This is a genomic window from Pseudoclavibacter sp. Z016 (assembly GCF_002931215.1).
Taxonomy (GTDB): Bacteria; Actinomycetota; Actinomycetes; order Actinomycetales; family Microbacteriaceae; genus Pseudoclavibacter.
This window is the reverse complement of the sequence record NZ_PSTU01000017.1, coordinates 140,152-159,264: the sequence shown is the minus strand read 5'-3', so window position 1 is coordinate 159,264 and position 19,113 is coordinate 140,152. Positions and strand designations below refer to the sequence as shown.

Genomic DNA, 19,113 nt, shown 5'->3' with positions numbered 1-19,113 from the left:
TGCTGTGCGGCGCCCAGGCGCGCCTTGGTGGGCCCCGCAGTTCGAGCTGGTGGGGAACTTTTTTACCTTTTCCGCGTTCATCCTGGTACTGTTCTTCAAAATTCGAGCAACGTCGCGAGAAGAGGATGCCCATGAGCGCAAACGACGATCTCGCCAGCGAGCTGCTGAAGCTGCTCGGTGGCCCAGGCAACATCGCCGGCGTCGAGAACTGCATGACGCGGATGCGGGTCTCTCTCGTCGACCGCGACCTGGTCGACGACGGCGCGATCACATCGCTCTCCGGCGTGCTGGGCGTTGTCGATGACGACACCTACCAGGTCGTGCTCGGACCAGGCAAGGTCACCAAGGTGACCGACGGGTTCCGTCGAGCGCTCGGTGCCTCAGGTGCTGACGCCGAGGCCCTCGCCGCGCGTGGCGCGGCCATCAAGGCTGGTCAGAAGCAGCGCAACAACACCCCGTTCAAGAACTTCATCCGCAAGATCGCCAATATCTTCGTGCCGCTCATCCCGGCGCTCATCGGAGCCGGCATCGTGGCCGCCGTTCGCGGGCTCCTCGTCAACTGGGTCACGGTCGGGACGGCTCCTGAGTTCGTCGAGGCGGTGGTTCCGGCTCTCACCGTCATCGGCTCGGCGTTCTTCGCGTTCCTGCCGATCTTCGCCGGCATCAACGCCGCCAAGGAGTTCGGCGGCACACCCGCGCTCGGTGGCGCCGTCGCGGCGATCATCGTCTTCGCCGGCATCAGCGACGTGCAGTACAGCCTCCCCGTCCTCGGCGATATCGTGCTCGCACCCGGGCAGGGCGGCGTCATCGGGGCTATCTTCGCCGCCGGGCTCTGCGCCTGGATCGAGCGCAGTCTGCGCGGGAAGATCCCGGATGCCATCGACATCCTCGTCACGCCGACGCTGGCTCTCCTCATCTCCGGACTCGCCACGATCTTCGTGTTTATGTTCGTCGCGGGCAACATTGCGACTGCAATCGGCACGGGCGCGATCTGGCTGCTCGACAACTCCGGTCTCCTTGCCGGGTTCGTGCTCGGCGGGCTCTTCCTGCCGCTCGTGATGCTCGGCCTCCACCAGGCGCTCATCCCCATCCACGCGACGCTCATCGAGCAGGTGGGCTTCACGCCGCTCCTCACGATCCTCGCGATGGCGGGAGCGGGACAGGTCGGCGCCGCGCTCGCGATCTACTTCAGGCTGAACCGGAACAGGTCCCTGCGGACGACGATCAAGGGTGCCCTCCCGGTCGGCATCCTGGGCGTCGGGGAGCCGCTGATCTACGCGGTCACGCTGCCGCTGGGGCGCCCCTTCCTCACCGCCTGCCTCGGCGGTGCAGTCGGCGGTGCAGTCGCTGGGGCCTTCAACCAGTTCGCGGGTGCCTTCGGCGCGACGGCGATCGGCCCCTCTGGGTGGGCGCTGCTGCCGTTGCTGCAGAGCGACAACGGGCAGGGATACGCGATCCTCGCGTATGTCGTCGGGCTCCTCGCCGGGTACATCTCCGGTTTCCTGATCACCTACTTCTGGGGCTTCACGCCGGCGCTCCTCGCCGAGCACAACGCGGATCAGGGCGACGAGGAGAACAAGCTGCTCGGCGACGAGGCCGCGCGGGAGGGCGCTGCGGCCACGGCCGGCGTGACCGGCGGGGCTGCTGGCATTGCAGGCGTTGCGGGCCAGCGCATCGACGTCCTCGCCCCGGTCGAAGGAACGGTGATCCGCCTCTCCGACGTCGAGGACGAGGCGTTCTCCGCGGGCACGATGGGTGACGGCTTCGCGGTCGAGCCGACGTCCGGCGACTTCCGCAGTCCCGTATCCGGAACCATCACGGCGTTGTTCCCGACCGGCCACGCGTTCGGCGTGACGACCCCCGAAGGGCTCGAGGTGCTCGTGCACATCGGCCTCGGCACCGTCGACCTGCACGGCGAGGGGTTCGACCTCAAGCGAGCGGAGGGTGACGTCGTCGAGGCCGGTGACGTGATCGTCAAGGTGGATCTCGACGCCGTGCGTGCCCGGGTCCGCTCGCTCGCCACCCCCGTGGTGGTGCTGAACGGCGCAGCATTCCCGATCGTGGAGCGCCGATCCCAGGGCGGCCCGCCGCTCACCGTCGAAGCGGTTGCCGCCGCCACGTCAGCCCGAAGCTGAAACGTGAGGTGGCCGGTGCTCAGTGCTGGCCACCCACCTCGACGAGCAGCACCCCGGCGCCGATGAGGGCGATGCCGGCCGCCATCATCCACGTGAACGGCTCCTTGAAGATGAAGTGGCTGAGCACGGCGGTGAGTGCGACGCCGACGGCCGCCCAGATGCCGTAGGCGACGCCGAGCGGGACCCCCTGCGCCAAGGTCAGCGACAGCAGTGTGAAGGCGGTCACGTAGCCGACGGCGACGGGCAGGTACCAGAGGCGGCTGCCGTCGACGGTCTTCCGCAGGGAGAGCGTGCCGCCGACCTCGGTGAGGATCGCGCCGGCGAGGAAGAGCCAGCCGAGCGTCACGCGGACACCCCGTCGGCCCTCTGCGTCTGATCCTTCAGTCGTTCGGCGCGGTCGTGCGCGCGCTGCGATCCCAGCTCGACGAGCAGCACGCCGCCGATGATGAGCACGATGCCGAGGCCCATGAGTGCGGTGAGCGGTTCGGCGAAGAGCGCCGCCGACAGCAGGGCGGTCAGGGCGACCCCCAGGGCACCCCAGATGCCGTAGGCGACGCCGAGGGGCAAGCCGGCGCGCAGCACAAGTGCGAGGAACGCGAACGAAGCCAGGTACCCGGTGACGACGACCGCGTACAGAGCGGGGGCATCCAGTGCCCCCTTGAGGGAGAGGGATGCGGTGACCTCGCACGAGATCGCCGCGGCCAGGAGCAGCCATTTGCGCATGCGCGGATTCTCGCAGGTTCGGATGGCGGACAGAAGCGGCAGCTCCCGGGGCTCTCGGACCTGGGCTCGATAGCGTGGGGTGAGGGCGGCAAGTGGTGCGGGCGACGAGGGAGCGGAGGAGCGACATGGGTACTGCAGCGAACGGCAGGTTCGAGCGTCTGCCGGAGCGGGTCGACCCGAGTGACTACTCGATCGACGTTCCTGCGTCCGACCCGGCGAGTGTGACGGAGCAGCTCCCACCGGCCGGGTCACCGGAGCTGATAGCCGCGACGCAGCTCGCGCAGACATCGAGCAGCATCGGCTCGCGGCGACGTCCGCAGATGCGCATCGGTGTCGCCGTGCTCGCGGCTGTCCTGGGCGGAGTCGCGCTGCTCGCCGTCGTCCAGATCCTCTTCTAGCCCCCTGCCCCTTCTCTCCCTCATCTTCTAGCCCCTCTTTCTTTCTATCCCGCTCCTCTCTTGGCCCCTCCGTGTTCGACGCGCTGGCGTTGGTGCGGTGACGTCGGCGCGACAACATCCACCCGGTGATGTCTGCTCGGTGAGGTTGACCCGCCGGTGCTCGGGATACGGCGTCTTGTCGTTCTCAGTCCGTCACGGCGTCGACGACGGCAGCGGCGAGTTCTGCGGGCTTCGTGAGCTGCGGCCAGTGGCCCGTCGGGAGTTCGACGATGCGAACTGAGCGTGCGCGAGCGAGTTCTGCGACGTAGGGGTGGCCGCCCTCCATGAACTGCCGGAGCAGTGGTTCCGGCATGGTGCTGGTGATGACGACAGCTGGCACGTCGTAGCGGCGTTCGTCGCTCAGCTGCTGCTTCTCGGTCGCGACGCCGGCGGGTTCGGGCACGGCGATTGCCTCGAGCCGTTTCCAGACCTCCTCGCTCATGTCGACCAGCTCGGGCTCTCCGAAGGCGCTGCGGTCGGGCAGCGGGAGGGTGGCGCCGGACGCTTCCAGTTCGTCGTTGATGACGCCGCCGTCTGCGAGCGGGCCGGAGTCGACGTACACGACCTTCGCGACGCGCTCGGGTCGCGCATCCACGACGCCGTAGGCCACGGCTCCGCCGCCGCTGTGCCCGACGACCGCGACGTCGCCGTCGAGCGAGTCGACGAGCGCGATGACGGCCTCGATGTGGGTGCGAAGGCCGACGCCGGCTTGGTCCTCACCGGGGCCCTTGCCATGCAGGGTCAGCGGATGCACGGTGTGGCCAGCCGCTTCGAGCGCCTGTGTGACGGGGGCCCAGGAATCGCCCGTGAGCCAGAAGCCGGGAATGAGGATGATGTTCATGGTGCGACGCTAACGGCGACCACCGACAAAGTCGGGTGAGAGTGGATGACGTCAGTCGAGAACCCGGGAGTCAGCTTCCTCGTGCTCGCCGATCCAACCGACGCAGTCGTTCGTTCAGGACTGTGAGCGGGCCGGCTTCCGAAGCGCGACGAAGCTCGCGATCGGCCCGATCGCCAGCACAACAAACGCGTACTGCCAGCCGACGACGCTGGCCAGAGCTGCGACGAGGGCGATCGCACCGATGCTGAGGAAATACCCCAGACCCATTTGCGTGGCGATGGCGCTGCCGACCTGCTGCGGGGGAGCGGCGTCCCCGACCATGGCGGAGTAGAGGGGGGAATCGGCGATCGCGGATGCACTCCAGACGGCGAGGATGACGAGTGCGAATGCGACCGGGAGTGCGACCAGAGCCGGCGTCGCGAGGGCGCAAGTGGCCGAGATCCCAACTGACCAGCGCGCCGTGACTCGCTTGCCGTAGCGGCTCGCGACCACCCCGCCGATGACGCAGCCGACAGTGCCAGCCAGCCCGACGATGCTGAACGCCCAGAGGCCTATCTGCTGTCCGATCCACCCGGGAAGGGTGAGAAGCAGCGCCGGAAGCCAGACCCAGAGTCCGTAGACCTCCCACATGTGGCCGATGTAGGCCAAGGTGATGCGTTGCTGCTGTCGCGAACCGAGCGGCGAGGTTGTGAGGGCGCTCGCTCGCTCGGACCTCTCCGTTGGCACGTCGCCAGCGGATGAGCGCCGAGCTGCGTGGCTTCCCGTCCGCAGGGTGAGGCCGAGGAGCGCTGCAACGGTGGCTGAGGCGCTGCAGGCGACGAGCACACCTCGCCAATCCTCAACCGGCGTTGCCTCAAGCAGATGCGGCGCTGCAGTCCCCAGCGTGAGTGCGGCGACGACACCTGCGACCGCCAGGCCCCGCCAGCGCGGTGTCGACCAGGACACGGTTGCACGCATCCCTGCGGGGTAGACGCAGGAGAGTGTGACGCCGACAAGCACTCGAGAAGCCACAAGCAGCGCGAGGCTCTCGGAAGCGAGCAACGGCAAGAGCGTGACAAGCGCGGTAGCGAGCGAGCCGACAGGGATCAGGAGCTGGGGGTCGAGACGATCGGTGATGCGAGAAAGCCCTACGGCAACCGCGCCCAGCGCGAACCCCGCCTGCACCGCGGCGACCAGCAGCGTCCGCCCCGTCGCATCAAGATCGAACTCGATGGTGAGCGACGGGACGGCGGCGGCTGTAGCGAACCAGCACGAGATCGCCAGGATCTGGACGACGATACCGATCGAGATCTGCCAGAGCGCGATGATCAGTCGAGGCTGGTCCACACCGTCTTCGTTTCGAGGTAGGACTCGAGGTTCGCATGCCCCATGTCGCGGCCGTAGCCGGACATTTTGTACCCGCCGAAAGGGGCGGCCGCGTCGGTGGCGCCGTACATGTTGATGTACACGGTTCCTGCTTGAAGGCGCCGAGCGAGGCGATTCGCTCGGCCGATGTCGCGTGTCCAGATTCCAGCCGCCAATCCATAGGGGGAGTCGTTGGCGCGCCTGGCGATCTCGTCGACGTCGTCGAACGGCTGCGCGACGACGACGGGACCGAAGATCTCTTCCCGAACTGCCGTGAAGGTGTCGTCGACATCCGTCAGGATGGTCGGCCGCACGTAGTAGCCCGCCGAGTCGACGCCGTCGGGAAGCTGCGATCCGCCCGCGGCGGCTGTGGCGCCCTGCTGCAGGGCGCCGTCGATGAATCCGCGGACGCGCTCGTGTTGCGTGCGACTGATCAGCGGACCGAGTTGCGACTGCTCTGCAAGACCGTGACCGACACGCAGCGACGCGGCGATCGTTGCGAGCTCGCCGACGACCTCCTCGAAGATGCCGCGCTGGATGTACAGGCGTGAGCCTGCTGAGCAGGATTGTCCAGCGTTCGAGAAGATCGCCGATGCGGCGCCTCGCGCGGCCTCCGGTACCGGGCTGTCGTCGAAGACGATGTTCGGGCTCTTGCCGCCGAGCTCGAGTGTGACGCGTTTGACCATGGGGGCCGCCCGCTGTGCGATCCGAGTTCCGACTGCCGTTGAGCCGGTGAAAGCGACCTTGTCGACGCCGGGATGATCGACGAGGGCTTCCCCGGCTTCAGCCCCATATCCCGTCAGGATGTTGAGGACGCCCGGCGGAATGCCCGCTTCGAGCGCCAGCTGACCGAAGCGCAGGGCACTCAGCGGAGTGTTCTCGGCTGGCTTGAGGATGATGGTGCACCCGGCGGCCAATGCGGGGGCGATCTTCCACATGGCCATGAGAAGTGGGTAGTTCCACGGCACGATCTGCGCGACGACTCCGACGGGTTCTCGCTCCGTCCTCACCATCGCGTCTGGGATCGATACGGGGATGGTGTTCCCCTCGATCTTGGAGGTCCAGCCGGCGAAGTAGTCGAGATGACGGATGGCGAGCGGGAAGTCGCCGGCTTCCACGTCACGGCGAAGCTTGCCTCCGTCGATGACCTCGAGGTCGATGATCTCTTCGCGGTGTTCCTCGAGAATGCGTGCGAAGCGAGTGATCGCGAGGCCTCGATCCAGCGCGCTCATTCGGCGCCACGGTGAGGTGTCGGCAAAAGCCCGGCGAGCCGCGCGGACTGCACGATCCGCATCCACTGCATCCGCGGCAGCGGCTCGAGCGATCACGCGCCCGGTGCCCGGGTCGACGACGTCCGTCGTCCGAGCAGAGTGCGCTTCCACCATCTCGCCGTCGATCAGCAGGCGAGGGGGTGCAGCGAGGAAGACACGCGTGGCACTGCTCAGGTCGGGGCCAAGCGCGGTTTCGAGGTTCGGGGCCTGCTGGTTGAGGTGCGTCATGAAGTCCTCCAGTTGTCTTGTCCGGTCACGCGTGGTGCAATGCGGCGAATGCGTCGGCCGGCATCGTGGTTGTCGTATCCCCAAGGAGAAGCGCCCTGTACGTCGCGGTCGCTGCCTCCTCGAGGTTCAGCGCACGGCGGTAGGCCATGGAGATGGTCTCCCCTAGCGCAGAGCAGCCGTGGTTGCCCATGACGATGCAGTTGTGGGATTTCGCCTGCTCAGCAGCGGAATCGGCCAGTTCGTCGGAGCCGTTCGGGTAGTACGGCGTGGTGCCGATCGAGCGGACGTAGTACGCGTGGTCGAGTGTGATGAGCCGAATCTCGTGGCCCAGCGCGTCGAGGAGAACAGCGTGCTGGGGATGAACGTGCACGACGGAATTGATGTCCTGGCGCTCCTCGTACGTCCGCTGGTGCAACTTCCATTCGCTGGACGGAGAAGGGTTGCCGGCTACGACTTCTCCGGCGAGGTTCATCACAGTGAAGTCGTCGGGGGTGAGCCGGTCGAGCCAGGTGCCTGACGCGGTGACGACGAAGGTGGTGTCGTCGACGCGTGCCGAGAGGTTGCCTCCGGAAGCGAGGGCCAGGCCCCGCTCGACGACGCCGAGTCCCGTTTCGCTGAGTTCTGCAGTGAGCGCTTCGACGCGCTGTTGTGTGGTCATGTGTCACTCCGAGTTTTGGCGAGATGTGGATGGATCAGGTGGCGATGGGCGCAGGTGTCGATGAGGCGGACGACATCTGGTCCGCCGTGACGCCTGGCTTCGAGGGCTTGAGCATGAACGTCAGGACGAACCCGACGAGGTACAGGCTGGCGATGACCCAGATCGTTCCCTGGATCCCGATCGGGGTCACCAGTCCGGCGATCACTGGGCCGATGAACTGGCTGAGTCCAGCGCCGAGGTTGAGGATGGCGACGGCGGCTGCCTTGTGCATGGGGGCGAGGAGGGGAACGATTGCCGAAAGTGGCACGAACATGCCGAGCGCGAGTCCGTAGGCGATCGCGATGGCGATAGTGACTGCGAAGTTCGGGCCGATTGCGGTCGGCACGTAGTACAGGGCGAGGATCGTCACGAAGCAGCCGATGCCGCCGGCCCAGGCGACGACGTTGACGCGCCCGATCCAGTCAGACAGGTAGCCGGAGATGAGGTTGGCGGCGACGTTGGCGGCGAGCATCGTGCCCCAGATGACCTGCCACTCGGCGACTGCGAACCCGACGTCTCGAACCATGTACGTCGTCAGGAAGACCACGAACGCGTAGAACGAGAGGGTATTGATGAGGCGCACGATGCCGCCGATGCCGATCTTGGGGTTTGTGCCGACGATCGTGATGCTGCTCAGCACACCCCGAACGCTGTTCGCGACCGTGACCTTCTTGCTGACTGGGTTGCGGAGGAGGAGGGCGACCATGAGGCCGCCGACCGTGACGAATGCAAGCGAGAGCCAGAGCGTCGCCAGCTCTCCGATGACCGGGATGATCGCCCCGGCGAAGTAGGAGCTGAGGACGCCGAGGCCGAGGGTGGAGAAGAACCAATACCAGCCGACCGCCTTGCCCATCACGTTCTCCGGCGTTCCCATCGTGACCCACACGAGGAATCCGTACGCGAACATCGGGTAGCCAAGGCCCCTGATGCCGAAGGCCAGCAACATGATGCTGAAGTTCTCGGCCATTACTCCGAAGACGAGGAAGAGCACCTGGAAGACGACCCAGATACCGAAGCCGAGCATCATGACTCGCTTCGGACCCCAGGCTTCAGCCAGCGCACCGCTGAGCCAGGCGGCTGCGGCGACGACGATGCCGTACGTCGCCCAGAGTGCGGTGATCTGTCCGGCGTCGAAGCCCTGCTGATCAAGGTACGGCGAGAGGAAGCCCGCCTCGATGCCGTCGCCGATCATGAAGATCGTCAGCGCGACGAATCCCCACGCGATGGGGCGAGCGATGCCCTGCGTGCGCAGGAGCCGCGCGAACCGACTCTCGGTACTGGAGGGAGAACTGATTGCCATAGGGAGACTCCTCATTGAGTACGTACTGGCTAGTGGTGTACATTTGTTCACAACAGTGAACTTATGCTCCACACATAGTGGGCGTCGAATCCGGCCGTGTCAAGTACTCGATCGAGAACGAGATCGGCGACCGTGGCGGAGCTCCATGGGAGGATTGCGGCATGCTGCTGGGACGCGTTGCACGGATGTACTACGAACACGGCCTCACTCACCAGGAGATCGCGAACGCGCTCGGCCTGTCTCGAATTCGCGTCACCAGGTTGCTCGCAGAGGCGCGCGAATCCGGCCTCGTCGAGATCGTCGTGCACGTTCAGGACTCCCTCTTCGCTGACGAAGAGCGTGACCTGGCGGCACGCTACGACCTTCGCCAGGCGTGGGTCGCACCGAGTGTGGCCGATTCCGCGAAAGCCGACCGGGCCTTCGCGGCCGTCGGCGCCGAAGCGCTCGTCAGCGTCATCGAGAAGGATGCGGTCGTCGCGCTCGGGATCTCGACCGCTGTGGCGCTCGTCGCCGCCCAGGTGCCGGAGCAGGCGCTCGGTGCCAAGTTCGTGCCGATCGCCGGAAGTGGCGGCGGTCTCGTCAATGGCGCGAACCCGCATGAGCTCGCATCGACGCTCGGTCGACGAACCAGTGGACAGGCATTCCACTTGCCCGCCCCGCTCCTTGCGGCGTCAGCTGACGCGGCGAAGAGTGCGTACGCCGACCCCGGCGTGCAAGAGGTGCTGCGTCTTGCGTGCGGGGCGGGTGTGCTGGTCGCGGGTCTCGGTGGAACCGAGGCGAACCAGGGGCTCCTGCTCAAGTCGCTGGATGCTGATGCGAGGGCCGCGCTCACGGCGCAGGGTGCTGTCGGAGACTTGGCTGGTCGATTCTTCGATGCGCAGGGTGAGGCCGTCCTCGGCGCTCTCGATGAGCGCATCGTCGGGCTGACGCTCGAGCAGATGCGCACGATCCCGCGGAGGCTCGTCATGGCGCATGGCGTGACGAAGCTGCCTGCGCTCCGTGCTGCGCTCGGCAGTGGCCTGATCAACATGCTCGTGACCGACTCGGAGACTGCCGCGGCGCTTCTCCGCTGAGTCGGCGAGAAGCGCCCTCCGTTCAGCGTGCGAACGGAGGGCGCACGAGGGTGTCAGGATGCGGTTGCCGTCGTGAGAGCCTTGGCGTTCGCGACGCCGGGGAGCGGCTCTCCGGCGAGCCAGAGCTGCAGAGCGTGGGCCGCGATGCGCGAGTGCTCGGCGATGACATCGTCGGAGGCGCCGGCAATATGAGGTGTCATCGTGACGTTGTCGAGCGCGAAGAGCTCGGAGTCGTAGGGGAGTGGCTCTTGGTAGAAGACATCGAAGCCTGCGCCCGCGATGCGGTGCTCGCGGAGGACCGCCATCAGCGCCTGTTCGTCGATGATCGCCGCACGACCCGCGTTGATGAGGAACGCATCGCTCTTCATCAGCGCAAGCTCCCGCGCGCCGATGAGTCCTTCCGTCTCTGCCATGAGGGGCACGTGGACCGTCACGATGTCCGAGGTCGACATCACCTCGTCGAGGGTGGCGACTACCGCGTCTGAACCGAAGGCGTCAGCTGGGAGGAACGGATCGTAGACCTTGACCTTCATCCCGAACCCGAGTGCACGTCGGAGCATTCTGCGGCCGACTGCTCCGCCGCCGAGAATTCCGAGCGTTCGCCCGCCCAGGCCGATGCTCCTGAAGCGTTCGTAGGGTTCGAAGACATCGCTCTCTGTCCAATTCTTGGCGCGTAGCCAGCGCTCAGACGCTGACACGTGGCGCACAGTCGCCATGAGGAGGGCGAAGCTGAGGTCGGCGGTCACCTCTGCATTGCGGCCGGGTGTGGTGATCACGGGGATTCCCCGGGAAGAGCACGCGTCAAGGTCGACGTTGACGGGTTTCGCCCTGCAGGAGACCACGGCCGCGAGGTTCGGTGCAAGGGCCAGTGTCGCCTCGTCGATGAGGTCGAGCTCTGCGACGATCACCTCCGCGGCCGCGAGCTGCTCGTCGATGCCTCGATGGGCCAGAGAGGTGCCATCCATCGAAGGGGCGATGCTGGTGACCTCGAAGCTGGTCCGCAGCAGCGCCAGCTGGTGCGCGTCAAACGGTGCGGTGATCAAGACGGATGGGCGGGAGTCGGTCACAGGGATCCTCCTTGGTGGACGTGCGTGCTTCTGGTTGGGTGGCTGGGCGCGGGTCGTGGTGGCTCGGATTTCGGATACTCGGTGGACACGGCGAGAGCCGTTGATCGCTCGCGCAACGCGCGCAGCTGGGGCCAGACCGGCCTCAGCGCATCGCGCGTCTCGATGAAGGTCGTGTAGGCGTCTCGGTAGATCTCGGCTCGCTCACGGGAAGGGGTGAAGGTGCTCGAGGCGGGTGCCAACATGTGGACGGCGTCTTCCAGGCTCGATGCGTGTTCCCCCGCGAGAAGCGCCAGGGTGGCGGCGCCCCGGGCTCCGACCTCTGGGGCCTGCTGTCGGACGATGCTGCGACCGCTGACATCGGCCAGGACCGAGCAGAGCAGGTTCGATTCCGACCCACCACCGCAGACGAGAAGATCACCGTCGAGGCCGAGCATGTCGAGACACTCCGTCAGTGCATACGCCAGGCCCTCGTAGACGCTTCGGAGGAGTTGCGCGGGAGTTGTGGTGATGCTCATCCCGAGCCAGCCGGCCGAAGCCGCCGGGTCGAAGAAGGGTGCGCGTTCGCCGCTCGGGGCCCCGTATGGAAGGTAGATGACACCGCCGCTGCCCGGAGGGACGACGTCGGCCTGCAACTCCACGGCCGCCCAGTGCTCGTGGGTGAGTCCCAGCGTGTCTCTGACCCAGTCGAGGTTCGGTGTCCCGGTCATTGGGGCCATCGATTCCAGCACTTGGCCGCCGCGTCCGGTGAAGAGCACGATGCTCTCGCGGGTCCTTACTTCGGTGCGGGACGGGTGGTTCACGCCTATGAACCCGGTTGTTCCCAGGATCGCGTAGCCCTGGCCGTCGCCGATCGCACCGAGTCCGACCCCTGCGGCGGCCGTGTCGACAAGGCCTATGGCGACGGGAATTCCGGCGGGAAGGCCGAGCTGTTCCGCGACCTGGGGGAGGAGCGTCCCACCGACTGATTCTGGCGGTTGCACCGGAGGTAGGGCGTTCCGGAGCCGCTCGTGGCTCAGGGCTCTCAGGAGTTCATCCGAGTAGGCGCCAACGGCTGTGTCGAGGTAGGTGCGGGAAGCTTCGCTGGGGTCGGTGGCGACGATGCCAGTCAGGTTCCAGCGCAGCCAGTCCTTGCAGTTCAGGTGGTACCCGAGGCGGTCGTTGTCGAGTGCACCGGTTTCCTGGAGCTCGTCGACGAGGAGGGGGAGTGCACCGGCGAAGAGGGGGGAGCCGGTGATGTCGTTGACGGTCGCTGCCCGACCGTCCTCGAGCCAGTCGGCGAGGCGTGCGTTCGCCCGTCCATCGAGCCAGAGTGCTGCGGGTCGCATCGGATGGAGGTTGCTGTCTACCAGCCAAGCGCCATCGCCTTGGCCGGTGACGCCGATCGCGATGACGTCGGTGTCTCCGAGCTCGTGGACGACTTCGGTGATGGTCGCGGCCGCGGCCTGCCAGACGAGGGTCATATCGACCTCGGCGCGGCCGTCGTCGTCTCTGTGGATGCGAACACTGGATTTCGCATCGGCAAGGATCGTGCCGTCGAGGGCGAAGGCGACGGTCTTCACTGAGGTGGTTCCCGCGTCGATTCCGAGGATGGCTTGGATGCGTCCTTGCATTCGTAGCTCCGAACATTAGTGCGTCATTGCGATCAGATGTTCAGTATGGACGAAGTCGACATGTCCCGCAACCGCTGTGGCCTCCGGATAGCTCTCGGCGCCCCCCGGTTCAGAGCGCGCGGTTCGCAGCCTCCGCGCTCGCGGGATCCGGATGCGTCGACGCCCAGTTCGACAGCAACTGCAGGCGCTCGTGGGATGCGCTCCCCGGCTCTGCGGAGAACACGAGCATGAGCAGTCCGCGGTCAGAGGCGAGATCCATGCTCTGGTAGGTGAGGTCAAGGTCGCCTACGACGGGGTGGTGCACGCGCTTCAGCCCGTCGCGGTGCTCGCGCACGTCGTGAGCTCCCCAGAGCCTGCGGAAGAGCTCGCTGCGAGTGGAGAGCTCGCCAACGAGGTTGCTGAGGTTGCGGTCGTGCGGGGAGCGGCCAGCCTCGGATCGGAGGAGTGCCACGATCTGACGCGTGTTGCCCTCCCAGTCGCGGTAGAAGTCATGCGAGCGCTCGTCGAGAAAGAGGAACCGGGCCGCGTTGACAGGCGAGCGGGCATCCTCGAACATCGGGGCGAACAGCGCACGACCGAGCGTGTTGGTCGCGATCGCGTCGAGTCTGCCGTTCTGGATGAACACGGGGACCGTCGACATGGCGTCGATGGTCTGCTGCATGGCTGCGCTGAGCTGCTGCTTCTTGGTGCGGCGCTGTCGCTGCGGGCGCGTGCCCTCATTGGCCGCCCTCACCAGTTCGTGCAGTTGCGCATGCTCGGCCTCGTCGAGGTGCAGGGCACGGCTCACGCCGTCGAGCACGGCCTCGGAGACACCGCCGGCGTTGCCTCGCTCGAGTCGCTTGTAGTACTCGGCGCTCATCCCCGCGAGCAGTGCGACCTCCTCGCGGCGAAGCCCAGGAACGCGGCGTCGACCACCGAAGTCGGGCAACCCCGCCTGCGACGGCGTGAGCTTCGCGCGTCGAGAGGTGAGGAACGCGCTCAGGTCGTCATGGATGTCCATGCCAGCGACCATACGCCGCAGCTCGCTGCCCAGAGGGGCCCTGTCAGTGCACCTCACATCAGGGCCGCGCTGTCGTCGATGGATGCGGATTGACTGCTTTCCATGAAGCACATCACTCTCGGAGGCCTCGAGGTCTCCCGCATCGGACTCGGCGCCATGACCATGGCGGGTACCTACACAAGCGAGGGCGCGCTCGACCACTCCGAATCGATCGCGACCATCGACCGAGCGCTCGAACTCGGCGTGACCCACATCGACACGGCAGAGATCTACGGCCCCTTCCTCAGCGAGGAGATCGTCGGCGAGGCGATCAAGGGGCGCCGCGACGAGGTCAAGATCGCGACGAAGTTCGGTCTCTACTCCCACGCCGAGCGGCGGCCGGGTGTCGATAGCAGCCCAGAGAACATCCGTGCCGCCGTCGAAGGCTCGTTGCGCCGACTCGGCACCGACCACATCGACCTCTACTACCAGCACCGCGTCGACCGGAACACTCCCATCGAGGACACGGTGGGTGCCGTCTCCGAGCTGGTCGCCGAAGGCAAGGTCCTGCATTTCGGGCTATCGGAGGCATCCCCCGAGACGATCCGGCGGGCGCACGCCGTGCATCCCGTCACCGCGCTGCAGACCGAGTACTCGCTGTGGACGCGTGACGTGGAGGCTGAGATCCTCCCGCTGCTTCGAGAGCTCGGCATCGGATTCGTGCCGTATTCCCCGCTGGGCCACGGGCTCCTCACCGGTCAGATCCGTTCGGTCGCCGATTTCGCGGACGACGACTGGCGCAAGTCGAACCCGCGATTCACGGGCGAGAACTTCGAGCGCAACCTGCGCATCGTCGACGAGGTCCGTGCGATCGGGGAGGAGATCGGCGCGACGCCAGCCCAGACGGCGCTGGCCTGGATCCTCACGCGCGGCGACGACATCGCCCCCATCCCGGGCACACGCCGCGTGAGCCGCGTCGAGGAGAACACCGCCGCCGACGCGATTGTGCTCACCGAGTCGCAGATCACTCGCCTCGATGCGCTCGAGCCGGCCGCGGGTGCCAGGCACGACGCCGCGAACATGGCGTCCATCGACCAGTGAGTCGTACGCGGTGAGGAGCGGGGTCGTGAGAAGCCGGGCATACGTGGCTCGCCGCGGCCCCGCTGACGCGAATCGACGAGATCGTAGGGTGGAAGCATGAGCAGCGTCGCCCGCGGAGGTCAAGGCACGCGAAGTCTGCGCGCCAGCGTCTCGCTTGCCGTGGTTGCCGCACTCGCGGTGGGGCTCTCCGGGTGCTCCGCAGCTCCGGAGCCGACGCCCAGTCCGCCCTCGCCAGTGAGCCCGGCCGCGCTCGTCGAAGAGGCCGCGCACATCCTGGAAGAGAACGGCCTCTTCTCGGGCGGAGATTGGTCGTTCGAACGGGATGCCCTCATCGCGGCGGGCGCGCAGGCGGAAGACCTCGAGGAGGCGTACGAACTCATCGCGGCAGCTGCCGGCGACGCCGGAGGAAGGCACGCGAGGTTCCTCCCCGCGGACGAGCGGGATGCTCTGTACGCGGAAGCACCGAGCGCCCCGCCGACGGTCAAGGCAACTGACGGACGCACCGTCACGATCACCGTGTCGGCGATCGGACATGAGGGTCAGCTCGCCGAGGAGTATGCGCGCGCCGGTGTCGATGGGCTGGCCGCGCTCGCGGACACGGAGACGTGCGGCTTCGTTGTGGACCTGCGCGGCAACTGGGGCGGCAGCGCATTCCCGATGCTCGGCGCGGTCTCGCCGCTCTTCGACACGAACGACGTCGCGGGATTCGTGGACCGCGACGGCACACACAGCGCGATCACCGTGACCACGGAGAGCGCGACGTCAGACGTCGGTCACGAGCTGCGCTTCGATGCAGAAGTGGACATCGACACGAACGTCTTCGACGGCAAGCCGATCGCCGTCCTGCAGGATTTCTACACCGCGTCGGCCGCTGAGATGGTGCTGACCGCGTTCACCGGGCAGAGCAACGTGACGACCTTCGGGGAGAAGAGCAACGGTCTCGCGACCGGCGTCGACGGCTTCATGCTCGCCGACGGCTCAGAGATCCTCCTCACGACCTCCCGCTACACGGACCGAACCGGCGCGGTCGTGCCAGAGCCCATCCAGCCGGACGTGTCCGCGCTCACGGGTGAGGCCCCGGCGCTGGCCCACGACTGGCTTGCGGGGCAGTGCGCGGCAGTCTGACTGTGTCTCGGTCGCGCCCGGCGACCAGCAGCGCCACCAGCACGATCAGCATCAGGTGCACGACGGAGGCGGTGCCGCCTCTGGTCAGCCAGCCTTCGATCCACGGGGCCGGCCCGGTGTTGAGGTCCAGCACCTCGAAGCGCTGCGAGAGCATGACGAAAGCCGCACCGACCAGGACAGCCGTCGCTACCGCGAAGCCGAGCCGCAGCGCGAAGCGGGCGGCAGGGTCCAGGTTGCGCACGGCTCGGGTGAGGACGAGGAGCGCGCCGCCGCCGACGTGATTGTGCTCACCGAGTCGCAGATCGCCCGTCGCGACGCGCTCCAGCTCACCGCGGGTACCAGGCGCGATGCCGCGAACATGGCCTCCATCGACGAGTGCGGCCTCCATCGACACTTGCCACGACGGCCCGTCCGTGCACTGCGCACGAGAGGCGCTGGGTCCGGTGCCATGAGCCGCTTTTCCAGGGCGGAAGCACCGGTTTGACGTTGCGGAGCCCGAGGGGGAACGAGCCGTGCTCCTGTCCCGTGACGACTGGGCTGCGTCCCAGTGGGAGGTTTCACCTCGTGCTGGGTGCTCGCAACGGTGATGGGTTCTGCGGATGCGCGTGCGGGGTTTCGGCAACCGGTGATGGGTAAAAACCCATCACCGTTGCGAAAAGTCCGCACGGCCGGGCAGACCAGGTGCGCGGCGTCTCGACGCCAGGTGCCGCTCCCGCATCGCGAGGAACAGCGGCAGGGCGAACGCGAACGCCACGCCGAAGCACAGGATGTATACCCACAGGCGCCGCATGCCCTGGCGGCGGCCCTCGACGATGATGAACACGACGCCAACCGTGGCGGCGACGAGCACGTCGATCACGATCGACGTGACGGCGGGACCGCTGCCGAAGTAGTCGCCGATGAAGGCGCTGCCCTCCATGCCGGCGATGACGTTGAAGGTCCACGTCACGGCACCGCCGACGATGGCGAGCAGGAGGTAGACGATCGCGAGGGGAGTCCAGGTGGATGCGCGCATGCGGCAAGAATCGCACGCCCGGCCCCGCGCATCCCGAACCTGTCCCGACCTCATCCCGGGCCTCGATGCGAGTCCCGCGGACGAGGGCTGAGTTGTGGTCGTCAAGACTTGCTGGAAACGACCACAAGTCGGCGCTGGGCGGCGGGTGATGGCCCGGCCTCGCGCATCCCGCGTCCCGTCCCGGCCGCGTATCCCGAACGTGTCCCGAGCCCGCGCACCCCGAACGTGTCCCGACCTCATCTCGGCCCTCGATGCGAGCGCGGCGGCCGAGGGCTGAGTTGTGGTCGTCAAGACTCGCTGGAAGCGACCACAAGTCAGCTCTCGGCGGTGCGGGATGGTGCGGGCAGGCGGCGCGGTGGGGGATGGTGCGGGCAGGCGGCGCGGCGCGGGAGGGCGCGGGCCGGCGTGGGGCGGGCGGCTTGCGCTGCGCGGGCTGGCGGCGCAGACGCAGAACGGGCGCCCGCTCCCGGATGCCCGCTGGGGGTTCCGAGGGCAAGCGCCCGTTGATCGTTGCGGCGCTGCTAGCTGCGGCGTTCCGCGTCCTGCAGCGTCGCGCCTTCGAACTCGTCCTGCTCGCGGTCCGACGTCGAGGCGGTGGAGCGCTTGATGGTCTCCTCCACCTCCTCGTCGGTCTCGTCGGAGAAGGCGACGTCGCCGCGGGGCGCGTTGTAGAGCTTCTCGTTGAGGATGCCCTCGCGCTTCGCGACGATCATCGGCACGAGTGCCTGGCCGGCGACGTTGGTCGCGGTGCGGCCCATGTCGAGGATCGGGTCGATGGCGAGCAGCAGGCCGACGCCCTCGAGGGGCAGGCCGAGCGTCGACAGGGTGAGCGTGAGCATGACGGTCGCACCCGTCGTGCCGGCCGTCGCGGCCGAACCGACGACGGAGACGACCACGATGAGGATGTACTGCATGATCGACAGCTCGATGCCGAAGAACTGGGCGACGAAGATCGCGGCGATGGCCGGGTAGATCGCGGCGCATCCGTCCATCTTCGTGGTCGCGCCGAACGGCACGGCGAAGGATGCGTACTCGCGGGGCACGCCGAGGTTGCGCTCGGTGACGCGCTGCGTGAGGGGGAGCGTGCCGATGGACGAGCGGCTCACGAACGCGAGCTGCACGGCCGGCCACACGCCGGAGAAGAAGCGGCCGACCGAGAGGCCGTGCGCCTTCACGAGGATCGGGTACACGACGAACAGCACGAGGGCGAGGCCCACGTAGATGGCGATCGCGAACCAGGCGAGGCTCGTGAGCTTCTCCCAGCCGTAGTCGACGACGGCGCTCGCGATGAGCCCGAGCGTGCCGAGCGGGGCGATGCGGATGATCCACCACAGGACTTTCTGGATGACCGCGAGGGCAGAGGCCGTGAACTCGAGGAACGGCTCGGCGCGCTTGCCGAGGCGAAGGGCTGCGATGCCGATGACGACAGCGATGACGATGACCTGCAGCACGTTGAACGCGATCGTCGAGGTCACGTCGCCCGTCTCGGCGTCGACGCGCGAGCGCACGCCCATGCCGAGGAAGTTCTGCGGCACGAGGCCGGTGAGGAAGTTCCACCAGGTGCCGACGGAGGAGGGCTCGCCCGTCTCGAGCTGCGACTGGTCGACGCGGTTGCCCGGCTGGATGGTGACGCCGAGCGTGATGCCGATCGTGACGGCGATGAGTGCCGTGATGCCGAACCAGAGCAGCGTCTGGCCCGCGAGCCTCGCTGCGTTGGTCACGAGTCGCAGCTGCGCGATGCTCGAGATGACGGCGGTCAGGATGAGCGGGACGACGGCGGCGGTCAGGATCGTGACGTACGAGCTGCCGATGGTGTCGAGCGTCGCCGCGAGCCCGTTCGGGTTGCCTTCAGCGTCGTCGCCGAGGTTGCGGGCGACGAGTCCGAGGACAACACCCAGAACGAGGGCGGCGAGGATCTGGAATCCGAACGAGGTGAGGAGCTTGCGCGCGCGGCTCTTGGGGCGCGGCGTGTCCTCTGCTCCGGTGGCGTTGGATGCCACCTCGGAGGTGGGGGTGCCTGGGGTGTTGGCCGACATGGAAGATCTCCCGATGCGATTTCTCAGCTCGCGAGATTTCTCACGAACTGAGCGAGGCTACGCCTGGACCATCGGTCTGGCCAGGGTGTGACGCTTCGTGACACGCAACAAATGGTGCGCCGGAGGTTGTC

The 19,113-nt window shown here is 67.2% G+C and carries 18 protein-coding genes; 5 read left to right on the top strand and 13 right to left on the bottom strand.

Annotated features, from left to right (window positions below; genetic code table 11):
* Positions 1-131 precede the first annotated feature (131 nt).
* Complete coding sequence (locus C5B99_RS15960) at positions 132-2,135, top strand: glucose PTS transporter subunit IIA (protein WP_219819663.1); 2,004 nt, start codon at positions 132-134, stop codon at positions 2,133-2,135.
* Between the two features lie 19 nt (positions 2,136-2,154).
* Here C5B99_RS15960 and C5B99_RS15955 read toward each other — a convergent pair whose 3' ends face one another.
* Positions 2,155-2,481, bottom strand: a complete 327-nt coding sequence (locus C5B99_RS15955; protein WP_104243859.1) for a multidrug efflux SMR transporter — start codon at positions 2,479-2,481, stop codon at positions 2,155-2,157.
* Positions 2,478-2,858 (bottom strand): multidrug efflux SMR transporter, encoded by a 381-nt coding sequence (locus C5B99_RS15950; RefSeq protein WP_104243857.1) that lies wholly within the window; start codon positions 2,856-2,858, stop codon positions 2,478-2,480. Before C5B99_RS15950 ends, C5B99_RS15955 begins: the two co-directional genes overlap by 4 nt.
* 125 nt (positions 2,859-2,983) lie before the next feature.
* Here C5B99_RS15950 and C5B99_RS15945 point away from each other — a divergent pair, with 125 nt between their 5' ends.
* On the top strand, positions 2,984-3,256 hold the full coding sequence (locus C5B99_RS15945; protein ID WP_104243854.1) for a hypothetical protein: 273 nt from the start codon (positions 2,984-2,986) through the stop codon (positions 3,254-3,256).
* Between the two features lie 184 nt (positions 3,257-3,440).
* Here C5B99_RS15945 and C5B99_RS15940 read toward each other — a convergent pair whose 3' ends face one another.
* The 5 genes from C5B99_RS15940 to C5B99_RS15920 form a co-directional block, all read right to left on the bottom strand.
* Positions 3,441-4,136: an alpha/beta fold hydrolase gene (locus C5B99_RS15940; protein WP_104243852.1), complete on the bottom strand. Its 696-nt coding sequence runs from the start codon at positions 4,134-4,136 to the stop codon at positions 3,441-3,443.
* Between the two features lie 114 nt (positions 4,137-4,250).
* Positions 4,251-5,462, bottom strand: coding sequence for an MFS transporter (locus C5B99_RS15935; RefSeq protein WP_104243850.1), 1,212 nt, complete (start codon positions 5,460-5,462; stop codon positions 4,251-4,253).
* Positions 5,444-6,979: an aldehyde dehydrogenase gene (locus tag C5B99_RS15930; protein WP_104243848.1), complete on the bottom strand. Its 1,536-nt coding sequence runs from the start codon at positions 6,977-6,979 to the stop codon at positions 5,444-5,446. The genes C5B99_RS15935 and C5B99_RS15930 overlap by 19 nt, the downstream gene beginning before the upstream one ends.
* Positions 6,980-7,004: 25 nt before the next feature.
* Positions 7,005-7,637: a class II aldolase/adducin family protein gene (locus C5B99_RS15925; protein ID WP_104243846.1), complete on the bottom strand. Its 633-nt coding sequence runs from the start codon at positions 7,635-7,637 to the stop codon at positions 7,005-7,007.
* 34 nt (positions 7,638-7,671) lie between these two features.
* Positions 7,672-8,976 (bottom strand): MFS transporter, encoded by a 1,305-nt coding sequence (locus C5B99_RS15920; protein WP_104243844.1) that lies wholly within the window; start codon positions 8,974-8,976, stop codon positions 7,672-7,674.
* 161 nt (positions 8,977-9,137) lie between these two features.
* Between C5B99_RS15920 and C5B99_RS15915 the strand changes: the two genes are divergently transcribed.
* A complete protein-coding gene (locus C5B99_RS15915; RefSeq protein ID WP_146080611.1) occupies positions 9,138-10,049 on the top strand; it encodes a sugar-binding transcriptional regulator in 912 nt (303 codons plus the stop codon).
* Between the two features lie 53 nt (positions 10,050-10,102).
* On the opposite strand, the gene C5B99_RS15910 is transcribed toward C5B99_RS15915, so the two are convergent.
* The 3 genes from C5B99_RS15910 to C5B99_RS15900 all read right to left on the bottom strand — a co-directional run bounded on the left by C5B99_RS15910 (position 10,103) and on the right by C5B99_RS15900 (position 13,726).
* Positions 10,103-11,116, bottom strand: coding sequence for an NAD(P)-dependent oxidoreductase (locus tag C5B99_RS15910; RefSeq protein WP_181059545.1), 1,014 nt, complete (start codon positions 11,114-11,116; stop codon positions 10,103-10,105).
* Positions 11,113-12,726, bottom strand: coding sequence for an FGGY family carbohydrate kinase (locus tag C5B99_RS15905; RefSeq protein WP_104243838.1), 1,614 nt, complete (start codon positions 12,724-12,726; stop codon positions 11,113-11,115). Before C5B99_RS15905 ends, C5B99_RS15910 begins: the two co-directional genes overlap by 4 nt.
* 109 nt (positions 12,727-12,835) lie before the next feature.
* The gene (locus C5B99_RS15900; protein ID WP_104244168.1) at positions 12,836-13,726 is read right to left on the bottom strand and encodes a helix-turn-helix transcriptional regulator; all 891 of its coding nucleotides are present in this window, start codon (positions 13,724-13,726) and stop codon (positions 12,836-12,838) included.
* A gap of 102 nt (positions 13,727-13,828) precedes the next feature.
* Here C5B99_RS15900 and C5B99_RS15895 point away from each other — a divergent pair, with 102 nt between their 5' ends.
* Complete coding sequence (locus C5B99_RS15895; protein WP_104243836.1) at positions 13,829-14,806, top strand: aldo/keto reductase; 978 nt, start codon at positions 13,829-13,831, stop codon at positions 14,804-14,806.
* 96 nt (positions 14,807-14,902) lie between these two features.
* Positions 14,903-15,931, top strand: coding sequence for a S41 family peptidase (locus C5B99_RS15890; protein ID WP_104243834.1), 1,029 nt, complete (start codon positions 14,903-14,905; stop codon positions 15,929-15,931).
* On the opposite strand, the gene C5B99_RS15885 is transcribed toward C5B99_RS15890, so the two are convergent.
* The 3 genes from C5B99_RS15885 to C5B99_RS15875 all read right to left on the bottom strand — a co-directional run bounded on the left by C5B99_RS15885 (position 15,870) and on the right by C5B99_RS15875 (position 18,982).
* Entirely contained in the window at positions 15,870-16,319 is a 450-nt protein-coding gene (locus C5B99_RS15885; protein ID WP_104243832.1) for a hypothetical protein, read from the bottom strand. The genes C5B99_RS15890 and C5B99_RS15885 overlap by 62 nt on opposite strands.
* Positions 16,320-16,574: 255 nt before the next feature.
* Complete coding sequence (locus tag C5B99_RS15880) at positions 16,575-16,946, bottom strand: DUF2834 domain-containing protein (protein ID WP_104243830.1); 372 nt, start codon at positions 16,944-16,946, stop codon at positions 16,575-16,577.
* Positions 16,947-17,467: 521 nt separating this feature from the next.
* Complete coding sequence (locus C5B99_RS15875; protein WP_104243828.1) at positions 17,468-18,982, bottom strand: dicarboxylate/amino acid:cation symporter; 1,515 nt, start codon at positions 18,980-18,982, stop codon at positions 17,468-17,470.
* Between the last annotated feature and the right edge of the window lie 131 nt (positions 18,983-19,113).

Excerpts from the sequence above, each read along its gene's own strand:
- C5B99_RS15960 (WP_219819663.1), top strand. The coding sequence starts at position 132 with ATGAGCGCAAACGACGATCTCGCCAGCGAGCTGCTGAAGCTGCTCGGT.
- C5B99_RS15950 (WP_104243857.1), bottom strand. The coding sequence starts at position 2,858 with ATGCGCAAATGGCTGCTCCTGGCCGCGGCGATCTCGTGCGAGGTCACC.
- C5B99_RS15945 (WP_104243854.1), top strand. The coding sequence starts at position 2,984 with ATGGGTACTGCAGCGAACGGCAGGTTCGAGCGTCTGCCGGAGCGGGTC.
- C5B99_RS15940 (WP_104243852.1), bottom strand. The coding sequence starts at position 4,136 with ATGAACATCATCCTCATTCCCGGCTTCTGGCTCACGGGCGATTCCTGG.
- C5B99_RS15930 (WP_104243848.1), bottom strand. The coding sequence starts at position 6,979 with ATGACGCACCTCAACCAGCAGGCCCCGAACCTCGAAACCGCGCTTGGC.
- C5B99_RS15925 (WP_104243846.1), bottom strand. The coding sequence starts at position 7,637 with ATGACCACACAACAGCGCGTCGAAGCGCTCACTGCAGAACTCAGCGAA.
- C5B99_RS15920 (WP_104243844.1), bottom strand. The coding sequence starts at position 8,976 with ATGGCAATCAGTTCTCCCTCCAGTACCGAGAGTCGGTTCGCGCGGCTC.
- C5B99_RS15915 (WP_146080611.1), top strand. The coding sequence starts at position 9,138 with ATGCTGCTGGGACGCGTTGCACGGATGTACTACGAACACGGCCTCACT.
- C5B99_RS15905 (WP_104243838.1), bottom strand. The coding sequence starts at position 12,726 with ATGCAAGGACGCATCCAAGCCATCCTCGGAATCGACGCGGGAACCACC.
- C5B99_RS15900 (WP_104244168.1), bottom strand. The coding sequence starts at position 13,726 with ATGGACATCCATGACGACCTGAGCGCGTTCCTCACCTCTCGACGCGCG.
- C5B99_RS15895 (WP_104243836.1), top strand. The coding sequence starts at position 13,829 with ATGAAGCACATCACTCTCGGAGGCCTCGAGGTCTCCCGCATCGGACTC.
- C5B99_RS15890 (WP_104243834.1), top strand. The coding sequence starts at position 14,903 with ATGAGCAGCGTCGCCCGCGGAGGTCAAGGCACGCGAAGTCTGCGCGCC.
- C5B99_RS15885 (WP_104243832.1), bottom strand. The coding sequence starts at position 16,319 with ATGGAGGCCGCACTCGTCGATGGAGGCCATGTTCGCGGCATCGCGCCT.
- C5B99_RS15880 (WP_104243830.1), bottom strand. The coding sequence starts at position 16,946 with ATGCGCGCATCCACCTGGACTCCCCTCGCGATCGTCTACCTCCTGCTC.
- C5B99_RS15875 (WP_104243828.1), bottom strand. The coding sequence starts at position 18,982 with ATGTCGGCCAACACCCCAGGCACCCCCACCTCCGAGGTGGCATCCAAC.